Raw genomic sequence first — 15,775 nt, 5'->3', positions numbered from 1 at the left:
CTCGGACCGATCGGGCCCACCGCCGCTCAGCGGCGGACGCTGCGCGTGACCGTGAACTTCGGCGTGCGCCGGAGCTGCTCCGTCGGACCGACCAGACGCGCGAGCTCGGAGCGGTATCCGAGCGAGGAGTTGTACACGGTCAGCAGCTCCCCGCCGGGACGGAGGATCCGCGCCGCGGCCTCGAACAGGCGCGTCGCGGCGCCGGTGTGGACGCTCGTGCCGAGGTGGAACGGCGGGTTGAGCAGCACGACGTCGGCGGAAGCATCCGGGATCCCCGATCCGGCGTCGTCGTGGGTGACGGCGACCCGACCGGCGAGGCCGTTCGCGACCACGGTCGCCCGTGCGGATGCCACGGCTGCCGCCGAGCGGTCCGTGGCGATGACCCGAGCCTCTGGATGGCCGAGAGCCCAGAACGCGGCGAGGGCGCCGGTTCCGCAGCCGAGATCGACGACGACCGGGGCATCCCTCGTGGTCGGGAAACCCTGATGAAGTGCATCCGCGTCGGCGTGTCCTGGCTCGACACGCCGGTCGACATCCCCTCGGTCCGGGTTTCCCGAACGAGCCCGCTCCTCGGCGAGGACCTCGAGCAGCACGCGGGTGCCGATGTCGATGCGGGCGCCGGCGAAGGCCCCGCCGTGCGCGAGGAGGGCGAGTTCGAACTCCGGATGCTCGGACCGCACCGGGAACGGCGGCGCATCGGCCACAGGACGCGGCCGTGCGGCGACGACGAGGCGGGACTTCCGCTCGGCGCGCTGCGCCTGCACCGATCCGAAGTACCTGCCGAGCACCTCGTTCTGGGCGAGCGTCATGTGCTTCACGCGCCCGCCCGCGATCAGGACGACGTCGTCCGTCGCCCATCGGGCGACGGCATCCGCGATCTCCTCCAGCTCGGCGAGGGACTTCGGAAGACGCAACAGCACCAGCCGCGCACCGTCGAACAGCGAGGCATCGAGTTCGTGCGTCGTGAAGGCCGCAGGGTATCCCAGATCATCGAGGCCTTCATCGGTGCGTCCTGGTGCGACATGCCGCGCGGCATCGACCTCATCTCCGTTTTCCCACGCGAGACCGAGGGCGCGGGCATTGCGCGCCAGCGCCCTCCGCCCGGTCGCGAGATCCTGATGGACGCGCACGCCGGAGAGCCCCGCGTCGACGAGTGCGAGAGTGAGGGCGCCGTACCCGTCGCCGATGACGGCGATCTCCCTCGCCTGCGGGGACGGAACCGCCGTCAGCGACCGATCGACGAGGAGTCGATCGGTCTGGTCGTAGGCGAACAGGTTCGCCGCTTCGACGTCGGGGGCCCGACGGAGCCTCTCGTACGCGAACCCGTTCACCTGCCCACTGTAGCCATCACGGATGGTGGCGCATCGCCGACCGCACGGGGACGAAGGTGCTGCGACGTCGCGCCTCGCGACGCGAACGGGACGCCAGCAGCCCGGCGAAGCCCAGCAGACTGGCGCCCAGAGCGAGGGATGCTCCTACGGCGAGAATCTCCATGCTGGTCCTCCTTCTGCGTCGCGTCCCACGGTATTGACGGCACCGGGATCGACCGCGGGGCTTGTGCCCAGTCCCGCAGAGCGCTAAAGGGATGGAGATTGACAGGGGCTGAACACGCGTTTAGTCTGCTGTACATGCGTTCAGCATCGGATGATCTCACCGCCCGGGCGCGGATCCGGGACACGGCCATCACCGCCTTCGCCCGAGACGGCTTCGACGCCACGAGCCTCCGCTCGATCGCACGAGAGGCCGGGGTCAGCCCTGCCCTCATCGTGCATCACTTCGGCGACCGCGAGTCGCTCCAGAGCGAGTGCGACGACTACGTCGTGGGGATCTTCACCGATGAGAGGCACGACGTCATCGAGGCCCCGACCGCCGACCGCATCAGGATCGCACTGCACGACCTGGAGCGATACGGGCCTTACATCGACTATCTCGCGCACATGCTCAGAGACGCCTCTCCCGCCTCCGACCGGCTCTTCGACAGCATCCTCGCCACGACGAGGAACGTGCTCGACACGCAGCGCCAGGCGGGTCTGCTCGAGCCGATGAGCGACCCGGAGATGACGACCCTGCTCGTGGCCCTCATCGGGCTCGGCCCCGTCGTGATGCGGGGGCAGATCGCCCGCGCGCTCGGCGAGGACCAGCTCAGCCCCGCGGGTCTCCTGCGCACCACGCTGCCGATGATGGAGCTGCTCACGCACGGCATCTACGCCACCGACGCGTTCCTCGAGGGAGTGCGCGACACCCTGGAGGGAGAGGCATCATGAGCGACACGATCGCGATCGAGGGGCTCCACAAGAGGTACGGACGCCGGACCGCCCTGCACGCGCTCGATCTGCGTGTGCGCCCGGGGACGGTCTTCGGCCTGATCGGACCGAACGGGGCGGGCAAGACCACGACCCTGCGCACCCTGGTGGACGTGATCCGGCCCACGTCCGGCGCCGTCCGCGTGCTCGGAGAGGATCCGCGGCGCGGTGGGGCGGATCTGCGCCGTCGGATCGGCTACGTCCCCGGAGAGCTGCGGCTCGACGGCCGCGCGAACGGACGACGTCTGCTGTCCTTCTACGCGGAGGTCTCCGGCAGCGACCCGGCCTCCTCCCTCCGGACGGCGCACGAACTGGCCGAGCGGCTCGGCATCGACCTGGAGCGGCCGGTGCGCACGCTGTCGAAGGGCAACAAGCAGAAGGTCGGACTCGTCCAGGCCTTCATGCATCGCCCCGAGCTGCTGATCCTCGACGAGCCGACGAGCGGACTCGACCCTCTCGTGCAGCGCGAGTTCCTGCAGCTCGTGCGCGAGGCGCGAGCTGCAGGGCAGACCGTGCTGCTCAGCTCGCACGTGCTGAGCGAGATCCAGCAGACCGCCGACGAGGTCGCCGTCCTGAGCGCGGGACGGATCGTCGCGGACGGCGACGTCGCCTCGCTCCGACTCGGCTCGATCCGCCGGGTGCGCGCCGAGCTGCGGAGCACGGATGCGGCCGCGGCCCGCGTCCGATTCGAGCGCGTCCCCGGCGTCGAGGCGATCGACATCGTCCAGGACAGTGGCACGGTCCAGGTCTCGACCACCGTCGACGGCGATATCGACCCGTTCGTGAAGGCGCTCGCAGCGTTCCCGGTGACGGCGCTCACCGTCGAGGAGCCGGATCTCGAGGAGTCGGTCCTGCGCCTGTACGGCGATCCCGGCACCGAGGCCCGCCGGGGTTCGACGCCCGCTCCGTCGAAACCCGTCCTGCGCGAGGAGACCGCTCCGGCGTCGCGCCGTCGGCACGGGGTCTCGGGCACCGGGAGGGGTCTCGACGGAGCGACGGGGCGCGGCGAGGGCACGGACGCCCCCGCGACGGGACCCTCGTCGCGCGAAGGGGGCGAGTGAGATGCGCGGCATCCTGCCCGTGTTCCGGCGCAGCATCCGCGAGTCCTGGCGAAGCCTCGCCGGCTGGACGATCGGGCTCGCCGCCGTGCTGTTCCTCTACCTGCCGCTCTACCCCTCCTTCGGCGCGAGCGCCGAGCTGCAGCAGCTCATCGACTCGCTGCCGAGGGAACTGGTCGAGACGATCGGATACGACCAGATCTCCAGCGGAGCCGGCTACACCCAGAGCACCTTCTACGGGCTGATGGGCTTCCTGCTCCTCACGATCGCGGCGGTGATCTGGGGATCCGCGGCCATCGCCGGCGCGGAGGAGAGCGGACGCCTCGAACTCGACCTCGCCCACGGCGTCGGCCGGACCGGGTACGCCCTGGAATCAGCGCTCGCCGTGCTCGTGCGCCTGATCTGGCTCGGGGCCTTCTCCGGCGCCGTGGTCTGGGCGCTCGACGCTTCGGCTGAGCTCGATCTCGAACCCGGCCGTGTCGTCGGCGCGAGCGCGGCGCTCGTCGGACTCGCGTTCCTGACGACTTCCGCAGCGCTTCTCGCCGGAGCCGCGACGGGACGCCGCATCTGGGCGACCGGGGTCGGCGCGGGCATCGCCGTGCTGGGATACATCCTCCAGGCGCTGGCGAAGCAGTCGGACAACCTGGAGTGGCTGAACGTCCTCTCCCCGTACGCCTGGGTCTACCATCGCTCGCCCCTCGCCGACGGCGTCGACCTCCGCGGCCTCGCGCTCGCCTGGGGGCTGGGACTCGTCCTGGCCGCGACATCCGCCCTCGCGCTTCGCGCCCGCGACCTCCGCGGCTGACCGCCCTTCGCGTCGGGGGCCGACACGCCGCTTCGCAGACCCGTCCGCCGCATCCGTCCGACATCTGGCGTGTCGGCCCCCGTTCCGTACGACCCTTGACACTCGCGCAGGTGACATGGTTACTTAGTCAAGTAAGTAACCAACCGACCACCGGGGGCACCGTGATCGAAGAAGGCAGAGCGCTCTTCCTCCAGATCGCCGAGCGGATCGAGGACTCGATCCTCGACGGCAGCCTGGCCGAGGAGGCCCAAGCCCCCTCGACGAACGAGCTCGCCGCCTTCTACCGGATAAACCCGGCCACCGCGGCCAAGGGAGTCGCCATGCTCACCGACAAGGGCGTGCTGCACAAGCGCCGCGGCGTCGGCATGTTCGTCACCGCCGGCGCGCGCGACCTGCTCCTCGGAGAGCGCCGCGCCGCCTTCGCGGATCGCTACATCGATCCCCTGCTCGCCGAGGCCCGCACACTGGGCCTCGGCGCCTCCGACCTCGCGGCGCTGCTCGCCGAGCGCGCCGCGCGCACAGAAGGGAACACCCCCGCATGACCGCTGTCATCGAGGTGCAGAACCTCACCAAGCGCTACAAGGACAAGAACGCCCTCGACGACGTGACGCTGAGTCTCGAGGGAGGCGCCATCTACGGCCTCCTCGGGCGCAACGGCGCGGGCAAGACGACGCTCATGTCGATCCTCACGGCGCAGAACTTCGAGTCCTCAGGCACGGTGCGCGTGTTCGGCGAGCACCCCTATGAGAACGCCCACGTGCTCAGCCGGATCTGCTTCGTCCGCGAGAGCCAGAAGTACCCGGACGACGCGTACCCCAAGCATGCGTTCAAGGCCTCGGCCCTGTTCTTCCCGAACTGGGACCAGTCGCTCGCCGATGAGCTCATCGAACAGTTCCAGCTGCCCATGAAGCAGACGATCAAGAAGCTCTCCCGTGGCCAGCTCTCCGCCGTGGGAGTCATCATCGGCCTCGCCTCGCGCGCCGAGATCACGTTCTTCGACGAGCCGTACCTCGGCCTCGACGCGGTGGCCCGCCAGATCTTCTACGACCGCCTCATCGAGGACTACGCGGAGCATCCGCGCACCGTCATCCTCTCCTCGCATCTGATCGACGAGGTCTCGAACCTCATCGAGAAGGTCATCGTCATCGACAACGGCCGGATCCTCCTGAACGAGAACACGGATGCCGTGCGCGACCGCGCCGTGACGATCGTCGGCGATGCCGCCGCGGTCGACGCCTTCACGACCGGCAAGGAGGTGCTGCATCGCGAGTCCCTCGGCCGGGTGGCGTCTGCGACGGTCTTCGGCGCCCTGACCCCCGGCGAGCACGCCGAGCTCACCGCGGCCGGTCTCGATCTCGCCCCCGTCTCCCTGCAGCAGCTCATCGTCCGGCTCACCCAGAACGCCGCCAACGCGAAGGAGGTCCACTGATGCGACGCGTACTCAACGTCATCCGCCTGCAGCTGATCAACCGGCAGACCTTCATCTGGGTGCCGCTGATCGTTCTCGGCGCCGCCACCGTCATCTCCGTGCTCATCTACGCGATGATCCCCGTCGACGAGCCGAAGTACGGCGGCGGCGGCCAGGCGCCCCTGTGGTATTTCTTCGCCATCGGGCTGTCGGCGATGACGCTCACCTTCCCGTTCTCGCAGGCGATGAGCATCACCCGTCGGGAGTTCTTCCTCGGCACGATGCTCACCGCCGTGCTCGGAAGCGCCTTCATCGGGCTGCTGTTCCTGCTCGGCGGCGCCATCGAGAGCCTCACGAACGGCTATGGCGTGAACGGCTGGATGTTCTACCTCCCCTGGCTGTGGGAGGCCGGTCCGCTCGGCGCATTCGTGGTCTACTTCACCCTCGCGCTGTTCTTCTTCGTCGCCGGGTTCACCGGCGCCACGATCTACAAGAGCTGGGGCCCCACGGTCATCACCGTCGTCGGCGTCGTACTCGCACTGGTGCTCGTCGGCCTCGTGTTCCTCGCCACCCGGCTCGAGCTGTGGGGACATGTGGGCGAGGCGATCGAGTGGCTCGGTGCGCTCGGCCTGGCGCTGTGGGGCCTCGTCGTCGTGGCGGCGCTGGCCGGCGTCTCGTTCCTCGCGTTCCGCCGCGCGATCCCCTGAGCGTCCGCTCGCCGGCGTCCCCTCGCCGTCGAGCGCAGAGCCCCGGTCGGCTCCGTCCGACACGGCCGGGGCTCGCGACGAGGACCGGCGCAGGCGCGTGCCGATCTGAGCGGGTGCCGGACGGCACCCGCTCAGATCGTGTCGTCCGCGGCGACGAGGTCCAGCTGCCAGAACCGCCCGGACGGGTCGGAGGAGTCGTGCGCCTCGTCGGCCGCGTTCAGCACGTCATGGATCTGGGTCATCGCCCGCTCGAACTCCGCCTCGGTGAGCCGGATCGTCCGCTGATTGAAAGCGGCGTGCACCGCGGTCGTCCGCCCGGAGACATACTCGGGCGTCCAGGCGAGCACACGCCGGACAAGGTCCTGATGGTCCTCGGCGAGGGCGGCGATGACGGCGTCTCCGAGCGCCTCGTCGGCGACGGGCCTGTCGGGGCCGCCCACGCTGAGCGCGCCCTTGCGGGCCGTCCACACCCGGTCGCGCCGATCGCGCGCCTTCTCCGGCGCCTCCTCGATGAGGCCGGCGTCGGCGAGCGTGCGCAGGTGGAAGCTCGCGCTGTTCGGCGGCACCCCGAGCTCGGCGGCGATGTCCGCCGCGCGCAGGAACTCGCGACGGGCGAGGAGTCGCAGAATCTGCCGGCGCAGAGGATGCGAGTACGACTTCAGCATCGCCGAGGTCATCCACGTCGCATCCCCGAAAGGCATCTCCGTCTTCTCCTCGGCCATGCCCCGATCATACTCACAACCAAAATTGCGCAATTTAACTTGCGCAATACTCCTTGCGCATCTACGGTGAGTACCATGACGACCGTGACGAGGAGCGCAGGGCTCTGGACCAACCGCCGCTACGTGCTGTGGCTGATCAGCGACACCGGCAAGGGTCTCGCGACCACGCTGGCGAGCTTCGCCGTCCCCCTGATCGCCCTCGTGGTCACGAACGATCCCGCCCAGGCCGGGATCATCGGCGGCATCGGCATGGTGACGCGCCTGATCGTGACGCTGTACGGCGGCGTCCTCGCCGACCGCCACGGACGGATCGGCCTGATGATCCTCGGCGGCCTGTTCGCGACCGTGCTCGCCGCCGGATTCACGCTGCTCTCACTCGTCGGCGCGCTCACCTTCGGCACGATCCTGGCCGTGGAGATGATGCTGATGGTCAGGGCCGGACTGTTCGAACCCGCCAGCGAGAGCGCGCTCAAGGAGCTCGTGCCCGACGAGGCGATGGGGCGGGCCCAGGCCGCGAACCAGGGCAGGGACGCCGCGCTCCAGCTGGCGGGCGGGCCGCTCGGCGGCCTGCTGCTCGGTTTCGGCTCCTGGCTGGTGGGCGTCGTCATGACCCTCTGCTACGCCGTCGCAGCGGCGACGGCGGGGCTGCTGCGCAGGTCCGCGCGCCGCGCGGGGATCGCGGACGGTCCCGCGCAGGGTTCGGATGCTCCGCCGGAGGGCGCTCTCGGTGTGCCGTCCGGCGCCGACGTCCCCGGGGCCGCTCTGCCGCACGGCGGGCTGGACGCCGTCCGGGCGGCCTCCCTCGTGGAGGAGCCCGCCGCGCCGCGCCCGACGCCCGTGAGCGCCGAGGCGGCCGCGGCCGAGGCGTCCGCGGCCCGGACGAGGCCGAACGCCTGGGCGGAGATCCGCGAGGGCTTCTCCTGGCTGTTCTCCCGCCCCGACCTCGGAGGCGTCCTGCTCATCATCACGATCGTGAACCTCGGTTTCAACGCCGCGACCACCACCGTCATCTACGCGCTCCAGCAGTCCGGCCACTCCGAGCTCACGATCGGCTCGATGTCCGCGGCGATCGGTGCGGTGATGCTCGCGGGCGCCGTCGTCTCCCCGCTGCTCGTCCCCCGCGTCAAGGCGGGAACCCTCACGATCGCCGGAATCAGCGGAACGACGATCGCCGCCGTGATCGTGTCGATGATCGAATCGCCGTGGTGGATCGTGCTCGTGCTCGGCGTCTCCGTCTTCCTGCTGCCCGCTCTGAACGCGGCCATGATGGGGTACTTCATGGTGGCCACCCCCACCGGGCTGCTCGGACGCGCCAACAGCGCGGCCGGCGTCCTCGGGATGGGCGCGATGCCCCTCGCCCCTCTCATCGCCGGGTTCGGGCTCACGTGGCTCGGCCGGCAGAACACGATCCTCCTCAGCGCCGCGCTGTGCGCCGTCGCCGTGCTGCTCGCCGTCACGAACAAGGCGCTGCGGGCGCTTCCCGCCGAGGCCGGCTGGGCGGCGCACGCGAAGCGGTTCGAGAACGGATGACCGGGGATGCTTGACCCTGACACCGTGTGAGGCGGGAGAACAGAGACATGTTATCCATCGGGGCGTTCGCGCAGATCGGCCAGGTGACCCACCGGATGCTCCGGCACTGGGACACCGCCGGTCTGCTCGTACCCGCGCACGTGGACGAGTTCAGCGGCTACCGCTCCTACGACCCCTCGCAGCTGGAGAGGCTGCACCGGATCGTGGCGCTGCGCCAGCTCGGCTTCGGCCTCGACGACATCGCGCTGATCCTCGAGCAGGGGGTGGATGCCGAGCGCATCTCCGCTCTGCTGCGGATCCGTCGTGCCGAGGTCGAGGAGGAGCACCGGGTCGCCGCCGCACGACTCGTCGACGTGGAACGGCGCCTCCATCTCATCGAAAGCGAGAAGCACATGACACAGATCGAGATCATCGAGAAGCCGCTGCCTGCGGTGCGCCTGGCCGCGCGGCGGGCGGTCGCGGCGTCCCAGCCTGAGATCGCGGACATCGTCGGTCCGGCGTTCGATGCGATCGCCTCGGTCATCGGCGACGAGTGCGGATCCCTGACGACGCCGATCGCACAGTACACCGAGACCGAGGACGGCACCGAGGTGGTCGCGGGATACGCATACGGCGGGCACGCCCGCGACGGGTTCGAGCTCATCGACCTCTCCGCCGCGGACGAGGCCGTCTGCGGCATCCATCTCGGTTCGATGGAGGGCATCGCCCGGAGCTGGCAGGCCATCCATACCGAGATCCTCGCGCGCGGCTTCGTTCCGACTGGTCCGTGTCGGGAGCTGTACGTCCGCGCAGTCTCAGCGGACCAGTCCGACTGGGTCACCGAACTGCAGCAGCCGGTCGTCCGGGCCTGAGCATCGTCGAGACCCCTCCTGACCGGCACGACTCAGACGGGCCTCGGCGACGGCGAGGGGTCTCGGAGCCGGAACCCGAGGTGCGGATGCCGCGACTACAGCACCCCGGCGAGACCGGCGACGCCGACGAGCGCCGACACGAGCGCGAGCACGAGGGCGACCGCGATCAGCACAGCGTGGACCGTGAGGAACCTGGTCGGCCGGCCGTTCTCGTCACGGGAACGAGGGTCGGCCGCGACACGCCTGTAGAACTGCGGCCAGACGATCGCATTGAAGGCGGCGTTGAGGAACAGGACGATCGCAAGGGGAATCACCCTCCCACGCTAGGCGATTCATGCGAGCATCCGCCTCTCCCCTCGTCGAGGCAGGCGGAGCCGGCCCTCCCGCGCTACAGCCGTTCGTCGAGCGAGGACGGCGGAGCCTACCGAGTCGAAACGCACCAGGGACGAACTCCGTTTCGACTCGCCTCCAGCTCGCTCAACGAACGGGAGGGTCTCCAGCTCGCTCGACGGGAGGAGAGCGGCTCGCCCGACGAGCGGGAGGAGAGCGGCTCGCTCGACGAACGGAGGAGAGTCTCCGGCTCGCTCGACGAGGGGCGAGGGGCCCCACCGGAGAATGGACGCCGTCCATGTATCAGAAACCCCTTGCCGTGCTCCTGGTAGGTGTGAGCACAATGGGCACCATGACCGACGCCTCCCCCGAAGGCGCCGTCAGCGACGGGTCGGCGCGCTGGGAACGGGCGGCCGTGCTCTTCGCCGGCTGGCGCTCCGGCGACGCGCGCGCCATGGACGACCTTGTGCGTCTGATGACGCCTGTGCTCTGGCATGTCGTCCGCGCCTACGGTCTGGAGCGCTCGCTCGCCGAGGACGTCGTGCAGACCACCTGGCTGGCTCTCGTGCGCAGCCAGGACTCCATCGCCGACGCCCAGGCGATCTCGGGCTGGCTGACCGTCACGGCCCGCCGCGAGGCGTGGCGGGTCGGCAAGCAGCATCGCAGGGCCGATGCGACGTCCGACGACGTCCTGGAACCGCTGCTGCCCGTCGAGGAGTCCCCCGAGGCCCGGGTCTCGGCATCCGATGAGAACGCCCGGCTGTGGGCGGCGGTGCAGACGCTCACCGAGCGCTGCCAGCGTCTGCTGCGCGTCGTCGCCTTCGACGAGCGGCCGGACTACGCCTCCATCGCCGTCGAGCTGGACATGCCGGTCGGCAGCATCGGCCCCACCCGCAAGCGCTGCCTAGCGAAGCTGCGCACCGCGCTCGTCGGAACGGGCTTCCCGGCTCCCCTGGAAGGGAGCAGCGATGAGCGACCCTGACGACCTCCTGTTCGGGCGGCTCCGCGATGCGGCGGAGGAGTTCGATCCCGTTCCCGCCGACCTCGCCGACCGCATGATCGCCGCGATCGCCGTCGCCGATCTGTCTCGCGAGTATGCGCTCCTCACGCTGATCGAGGGCGTCGCCTCTCCCGTCCGCGGGGAGGCGGAGACCACCACCCTGCAGTTCAGCGACGGCACGTCGAGCGTGCTGCTGCACGTCAGCCGCACCGAGCGGGACCACCGGCGCGTCGACGGCTGGGTCGATGCCGAGACGGACGAGATCCGGCTCACCCAGGGCGGCCGCACGTGGTCGGTCATCCCGGCCGAGAGCGGCCGCTTCGCCTTCGACGACGTCCCGCCCGGACTCTGCCGGGTTCTGCTGGTGACCGCCGGGGACGCGAAGGATCTGCTCACGCCTCAGTTCGAGGTGTGACGAGGCGGGCATCCGCACCGTGGAGAGGAAGAGCATGGAGCAGCCGAGGGGTTGGAGCTGGCAGGACCGCGCCGAGGGGTCGATCCCCCGGGGGACGGCACTGGATCCGAGCGTGGATCCGGTCGACGGCATCCGCGCGTATCCCACCGCGTATCTGCCGGACCGGATGCTGATCGCCGAGAACCCGGAGGAGACGAACGACGCGTACGACCGTGATCTGAAGATCCTGAGGGACGCCGCGCACTCCTTCGGCTGGCGGCTGGACGTCGAGGACGACGACTTCATCCGCAGCGGCCTGCGCGGCGAGAGCCTCCCCGGCATCGCGGGCATGCACCGCGCGCGCCTCACGACGCCCGACGAGCCGGGCGAGGGAGAGTCACCCGTGCCGCCGGATGCCTGGCGCGTGCTGCAGCGGGCCAGGCGGATCGCCCGAGGGCCGCTGCCGCGGGCCGGTCTCGAGCATGTGCTGTCGATCGATCCGGTGGGGCTCAACCCCTTCACCCGGACGAATCCCTTCACGCGCACGAACCCGTTCACCCGGACGAACCCGGTGCGGGGGGCGGGAGCCGTCGGCAGCGACGACTACCTCGAGCCCGGCCGCGGCGGACGGCAGCCGATCGCCTGGATCGGACCGGAGCCCGTGCGGGGTCCCGCCCCGAAGAAGGGGCGGCGCGCGGTCGTCGCCGTGCTCGACACCGGCTGCGGCGTCCACGCCTGGCTGCCGGACACGGTCGTGACGCGCGGGATCTCCATCGACGGGGTCCCGATCGGTCTGACCGGTCCCGACGACCCGGAACGCTACCCCGACCTGTACGGGCAGCTCGACGGCGAGATCGATGCCGTCGCAGGGCACGGGACGTTCATCGCCGGCATCCTGAGGCAGACCGCTCCGGACGCCGACATCCTCTCGATCCGCGTGGCCGGCTCCCTGGGCGTGGTCGACGAGAGCACGTTCCTGCAGGCACTGGCCGGGGTCGTGGAGCTGCAGCGCAGGTACGTCGCCGGCGAGGCCGGCGGGCATCCGGTCGACGTGCTGAACCTGTCCCTCGGCTACTATCACGAGACCCCGGCGGACGGCCTGTTCTCCCTGACGCTGTACGAGCTGCTGCGCTCGGCGCGCGAGTCCGGGACCGTCGTGGTCTGCTCGGCCGGCAACGACGCCATCGACCGTCCGTCCTTCCCCGCCTCGCTGTGGCCGTGGCCCGGTGCGGACAACGGTCTGAGGCCGGAAAGGGGGATGCCCCTCGTGTCGGTCGGGGCGCTGAACCCCTCGTGGCGCTCGCTGGCGCTGTTCTCGAACGTCGGCCCGTGGGTGCGGGTCTACGCGCCGGGCGCGGCGATCGTGTCGACGACTCCGGCGTTCACGGGCGGCGCCCAGGCGGCCACGCGTGCGGATTTCGACGGCTTCGACCGCCAGACCATCGACCCCGACGACTACCGCGGCGGCTTCGCCGCCTGGAGCGGAACATCCTTCGCCGCCCCGTACGTCGCAGGGCGGATCGCCGCCCTGCTCGGCCCGCTGCTGGATCGATCGGCAGGGAAGGCACCGGTCGTCGCGGCGGCGAAGGCGCAGAAGGCGGTGGATGCGGTGCTGAAGACGCTTCCGCCGGATGCCGCGCTCGGCTGATCCGGCTGTCTTTCCCCCCTCGTCCCTTCCCCGCCGGTCTCGCTGCCCTCGATCCCGTAGAGCGTGTCCGGGAAGGTGTGGAAGCCTCCTGCGGGCACTCGCATCTTCTGGGACGCGCCTCCGGGCGTGTCCCAGAAGATGTCGCCCTCAGGGCCGGCCACCGGCCATTCCAAGGCACGCTCTCGGGAACGTCAGAGAAGATGTCGCAGCTCTACCCGGTCACGCACAATCTCCCGGGCGCACCCTGACGACGTCCAGAGGATCGCCGATCCGACGGTTCGAAGGCGGCGCTGGCCGGCTTCTCAGACGGATCGCTGCCGTCCAAAGCGCTCCGGAGACCCGCGAGCTCGCTGCGCACGGCATCCGCAGGCACGCCGCGCTCGCATCGCGGCGGTGCACGGGGCATCCTTGTCGGATGGGGACATCGGCGTACGAGCTGTACGAACGCGGGCGCGCCGCGAGCAATGCGCAGCGGTACGCCCAGGCGCGCCGGCTGCTCGAACGCGCCTCAGCCGGCCCCGGCGCCGACCCCGACCTCCGCGCGCGCATCGCCGGAACCCTGGCATACGTCATCGCCCAGACGGGACAGCCCGCGAAGGCGGAGGCGCTCTGTCGCGAGGCTCTCTCCCGCGACGGCCTGAGCGCCGAGACCGCCGCGATCCTGAGCGGCCAGCTCGGCGTGCTCTTCAGCCGCGCCGGACGCCTGGACGAGGCGGACGAGATGCTCACCCGCGCCGTCGCCGGACTCGAGGGGATCGCCCTGGCCAACTGCCTGCTCAACCGCTCGCTCGTGCACATGCAGCGCCGTGCGCTCGAGGCCTGCGCCGCCGACCTGGAGCGTGCGACCGCGCTCTACGAGGCCGAGGGCGACGCCGCGGCCGCCGCCGAGTCGCGCCACAACCTCGGCTACGCCGCCCTCCTCGCCGGCGACCTCGTCACCGCTCTGGAGCTGATGGCCCGATCACGGCCGATGATCGCCGCCGAATCGGATGTCAGCGCCGCCATGAGCGATCTCGACCGTGCCGAGGTCCTGCGCGACGCCGGCCTTGTCGACGAGGCGGAGCGTCTGCTGGAGTCCGTCGCAGCCACCTTCGGCGCCGCCCGGATGCGTCAGGCCCGCGCAGAGGCCGAGTTCCACCTGGCGCGTTCCCTGCTCGGCCATGACCCTGTCCGCGCGGCGCGGATCGCGCGGGACGCCTCCCGGCGCTTCCGCTCGCTCGGCAGCGAGAGCTGGACGGCCAGGAGCACGGCGATCCGCCTGGACGCCCTGCTGGCCGACGGTGCGCCGCCCCCGCCCGCCGACTTCGCCGCGACCGCCGAGTCTCTCGCTGCGGCGGGCTTCCCCGCCGAGGCCATCGCCGTCCGGTTCAGCGGGTCGCTGGCCGCCACGCTCCGAGGGCAGGATGCCGGCCGCCTCCCCCGCCTGCCCAGGAACGCGCCGACCCCGCTGCGACTGCGCGCCGCAGAGGTCCGCGCCGCGCGCGCCGCGCCCTCGCGCGCACGACGGATCGCCGCCGAGGGCCTCGATCTGCTCTCCGACTGGCAGCGGTCCTTCGGCGCACTCGATCTCCAGGCCTCCGTGGCGATGCACGGCACCGGACTCATCTTCGCCGGACTCCGCTCAGCGGCACGGAGCGGCAGTCCGGGCATCCTGTTCGACTGGTCCGAGCGCGCGCGGCATCTCAGCCAGCAGGTCGCGCCCGTGCGCCCGCCGCACGATCCGGCGCTGGCCGCCGATCTCGCAGCGCTGCGGATGCTGCGCGCCGAGCTCACCGGAAGCGAGTGGACGACGCACCCGCAGGTGCGGGCGCTGCGCGACCGGGTGCGCGAACGCCAGTGGACGACCACCGGCGCCGGCGACGCCCGGCCGCGCACGACGCTCGACGCGGTGCGCGGCGCCCTCGACGCCGGAACCGCCATGCTCTCCTATGTGTTCACCGGCGCCGAGCTGCTGTGCGTCGTGACGACGACGACCTCGGCGCGGATCGTGCGCCTGTCCTGGCCGGATGTGCAGCAGGCCACGCAGGGGCTGCGCGCCGACCTGGACGTCGCCGCCGCCGTCCGCACGGGTCCGATGGCCTCTGTCGTCGCGCGCGCGCTGGACGAGCGCCTGAAGAGCCTCAGCGGCGCACTGCTCGCGCCGATGCGCGTCGCCCCGGCGACCCGGCTGGTCCTGACCGTGCCCGGCGCCCTCGCCGGCATCCCGTGGGGCATGCTCCCGGACATGGACGGCCGTCCCTTCACCCTCGCGACCTCGGCCTCCCGGTGGCTCGACGACCGCACCGCCGACCGCACGCCCCGCCATGCCGGGTTCGCCGCGGGGCCCCGCGTGCCCAGGGCCGTCGAGGAGATCGAGCGAGCCGGGTCCGCCTGGACGGACCGCGGCGCCGAGGCGACCGTTCTCACGGGCGACGCCGCCCGCGTGGACGCCGTCACCGCCCTGGCGGATCGCGTGGACGTCCTGCACATCGCCGCGCACGGCAGGCACGCGGTCGACAATCCGATGTTCGCCGGCTTCGAGCTCGCCGACGGTGCGCTGTTCGGCTATGACGTGGATCTCGTCCCGCGCGTTCCCGACACCGTGGTGCTGTCGGCGTGCGAGCTCGGACGCTCGTCCGTGCGATGGGGCGAGGAGGCGCTCGGCATGACCCGCGTGTGGCTCCATGCGGGCGCGCGCTGTGTGATCGCGGCTCCGGCGGTCGTGCCGGACGACGATGCCGCTGCGCTGCTGAGCGCCGTCCACTCCCGCCTCGCCCGTGGCGAGGATCCCGCCGTCGCGCTGGCTTCGGCCTCGGCGTCCACCGGCGCGCGCACCTCTTTCCAGGTGCACGGCGCCGCGTTGTGAGCAGGCGGCGGCAGCCAGCGGAGCGCAGGAGAGAGACCTCCGGGAAGATTTTCTCCATTCGATGTATCAGATCGGAGGGAGCCCGCTCTTGATACTCAGACGATGTCACGTGGAGCGTCCGGGTAGGGCCGGAGCGAGGGAGGCACGTCGAAGTCCTCACTGGGGAAGCGCGCT

The 15,775-nt window shown here is 71.0% G+C and carries 16 protein-coding genes; 12 read left to right on the top strand and 4 right to left on the bottom strand.

Translation table 11 applies throughout. The annotated features are described in order from the left end of the window. Positions 1 to 26: 26 nt before the first annotated feature. Together ACYVGQ_RS05550 and ACYVGQ_RS05545 are read right to left on the bottom strand one after the other, a co-directional pair. Positions 27 to 1,331, bottom strand: a complete 1,305-nt coding sequence (locus ACYVGQ_RS05550; protein WP_460783550.1) for a class I SAM-dependent methyltransferase — start codon at positions 1,329 to 1,331, stop codon at positions 27 to 29. A 16-nt stretch (positions 1,332 to 1,347) separates the two neighbouring features. Continuing rightward, a complete protein-coding gene (locus ACYVGQ_RS05545) occupies positions 1,348 to 1,494 on the bottom strand; it encodes a hypothetical protein (protein ID WP_460783549.1) in 147 nt (48 codons plus the stop codon). Positions 1,495 to 1,628: 134 nt separating this feature from the next. Between ACYVGQ_RS05545 and ACYVGQ_RS05540 the strand changes: the two genes are divergently transcribed. The 6 genes from ACYVGQ_RS05540 to ACYVGQ_RS05515 all read left to right on the top strand — a co-directional run bounded on the left by ACYVGQ_RS05540 (position 1,629) and on the right by ACYVGQ_RS05515 (position 6,281). Beyond that, entirely contained in the window at positions 1,629 to 2,264 is a 636-nt protein-coding gene (locus tag ACYVGQ_RS05540; protein ID WP_460783548.1) for a TetR/AcrR family transcriptional regulator, read from the top strand. Next, the gene (locus ACYVGQ_RS05535) at positions 2,261 to 3,364 is read left to right on the top strand and encodes an ABC transporter ATP-binding protein (RefSeq protein WP_460783547.1); all 1,104 of its coding nucleotides are present in this window, start codon (positions 2,261 to 2,263) and stop codon (positions 3,362 to 3,364) included. The genes ACYVGQ_RS05540 and ACYVGQ_RS05535 overlap by 4 nt, the downstream gene beginning before the upstream one ends. 1 nt (position 3,365) lies before the next feature. After that, complete coding sequence (locus ACYVGQ_RS05530; protein ID WP_460783546.1) at positions 3,366 to 4,166, top strand: ABC transporter permease subunit; 801 nt, start codon at positions 3,366 to 3,368, stop codon at positions 4,164 to 4,166. 161 nt (positions 4,167 to 4,327) lie between these two features. Then, positions 4,328 to 4,708 (top strand): GntR family transcriptional regulator, encoded by a 381-nt coding sequence (locus ACYVGQ_RS05525; protein WP_460783545.1) that lies wholly within the window; start codon positions 4,328 to 4,330, stop codon positions 4,706 to 4,708. Next, positions 4,705 to 5,595, top strand: coding sequence for an ABC transporter ATP-binding protein (locus tag ACYVGQ_RS05520; RefSeq protein WP_460783544.1), 891 nt, complete (start codon positions 4,705 to 4,707; stop codon positions 5,593 to 5,595). Before ACYVGQ_RS05525 ends, ACYVGQ_RS05520 begins: the two co-directional genes overlap by 4 nt. Continuing rightward, positions 5,595 to 6,281, top strand: coding sequence for a hypothetical protein (locus ACYVGQ_RS05515; protein WP_460783543.1), 687 nt, complete (start codon positions 5,595 to 5,597; stop codon positions 6,279 to 6,281). The genes ACYVGQ_RS05520 and ACYVGQ_RS05515 overlap by 1 nt, the downstream gene beginning before the upstream one ends. Before the next feature lie 131 nt (positions 6,282 to 6,412). Here ACYVGQ_RS05515 and ACYVGQ_RS05510 read toward each other — a convergent pair whose 3' ends face one another. Then, positions 6,413 to 7,003, bottom strand: a complete 591-nt coding sequence (locus tag ACYVGQ_RS05510) for an ArsR/SmtB family transcription factor (RefSeq protein WP_460783542.1) — start codon at positions 7,001 to 7,003, stop codon at positions 6,413 to 6,415. Positions 7,004 to 7,078: 75 nt separating this feature from the next. Here ACYVGQ_RS05510 and ACYVGQ_RS05505 point away from each other — a divergent pair, with 75 nt between their 5' ends. Both ACYVGQ_RS05505 and ACYVGQ_RS05500 read left to right on the top strand, forming a co-directional pair. Next, entirely contained in the window at positions 7,079 to 8,533 is a 1,455-nt protein-coding gene (locus ACYVGQ_RS05505) for an MFS transporter (RefSeq protein WP_460783541.1), read from the top strand. A 47-nt stretch (positions 8,534 to 8,580) separates the two neighbouring features. Next, the gene (locus tag ACYVGQ_RS05500) at positions 8,581 to 9,384 is read left to right on the top strand and encodes a MerR family transcriptional regulator (RefSeq protein WP_460783540.1); all 804 of its coding nucleotides are present in this window, start codon (positions 8,581 to 8,583) and stop codon (positions 9,382 to 9,384) included. Positions 9,385 to 9,479: 95 nt separating this feature from the next. Here ACYVGQ_RS05500 and ACYVGQ_RS05495 read toward each other — a convergent pair whose 3' ends face one another. Further along, positions 9,480 to 9,698 carry an SCO4848 family membrane protein gene (locus ACYVGQ_RS05495; RefSeq protein WP_460783539.1) on the bottom strand — a complete coding sequence of 73 codons (219 nt, stop codon included), beginning with the start codon at positions 9,696 to 9,698 and terminating at the stop codon, positions 9,480 to 9,482. A 368-nt stretch (positions 9,699 to 10,066) separates the two neighbouring features. Here ACYVGQ_RS05495 and ACYVGQ_RS05490 point away from each other — a divergent pair, with 368 nt between their 5' ends. From ACYVGQ_RS05490 to ACYVGQ_RS05475, 4 genes are all read left to right on the top strand, one after another. Next, the gene (locus tag ACYVGQ_RS05490) at positions 10,067 to 10,696 is read left to right on the top strand and encodes an RNA polymerase sigma factor (protein WP_460783538.1); all 630 of its coding nucleotides are present in this window, start codon (positions 10,067 to 10,069) and stop codon (positions 10,694 to 10,696) included. Then, complete coding sequence (locus ACYVGQ_RS05485; RefSeq protein ID WP_460783537.1) at positions 10,683 to 11,129, top strand: hypothetical protein; 447 nt, start codon at positions 10,683 to 10,685, stop codon at positions 11,127 to 11,129. Before ACYVGQ_RS05490 ends, ACYVGQ_RS05485 begins: the two co-directional genes overlap by 14 nt. Positions 11,130 to 11,163: 34 nt before the next feature. After that, positions 11,164 to 12,756 carry a S8 family peptidase gene (locus ACYVGQ_RS05480; protein WP_460783536.1) on the top strand — a complete coding sequence of 531 codons (1,593 nt, stop codon included), beginning with the start codon at positions 11,164 to 11,166 and terminating at the stop codon, positions 12,754 to 12,756. 415 nt (positions 12,757 to 13,171) lie between these two features. Continuing rightward, complete coding sequence (locus ACYVGQ_RS05475; RefSeq protein WP_460783535.1) at positions 13,172 to 15,601, top strand: CHAT domain-containing protein; 2,430 nt, start codon at positions 13,172 to 13,174, stop codon at positions 15,599 to 15,601. The last annotated feature ends 174 nt before the right edge of the window (positions 15,602 to 15,775 follow it).

This window comes from Microbacterium tumbae (genome assembly GCF_054780175.1).
This window is presented reverse-complemented; position numbering and strand designations above follow the sequence as displayed.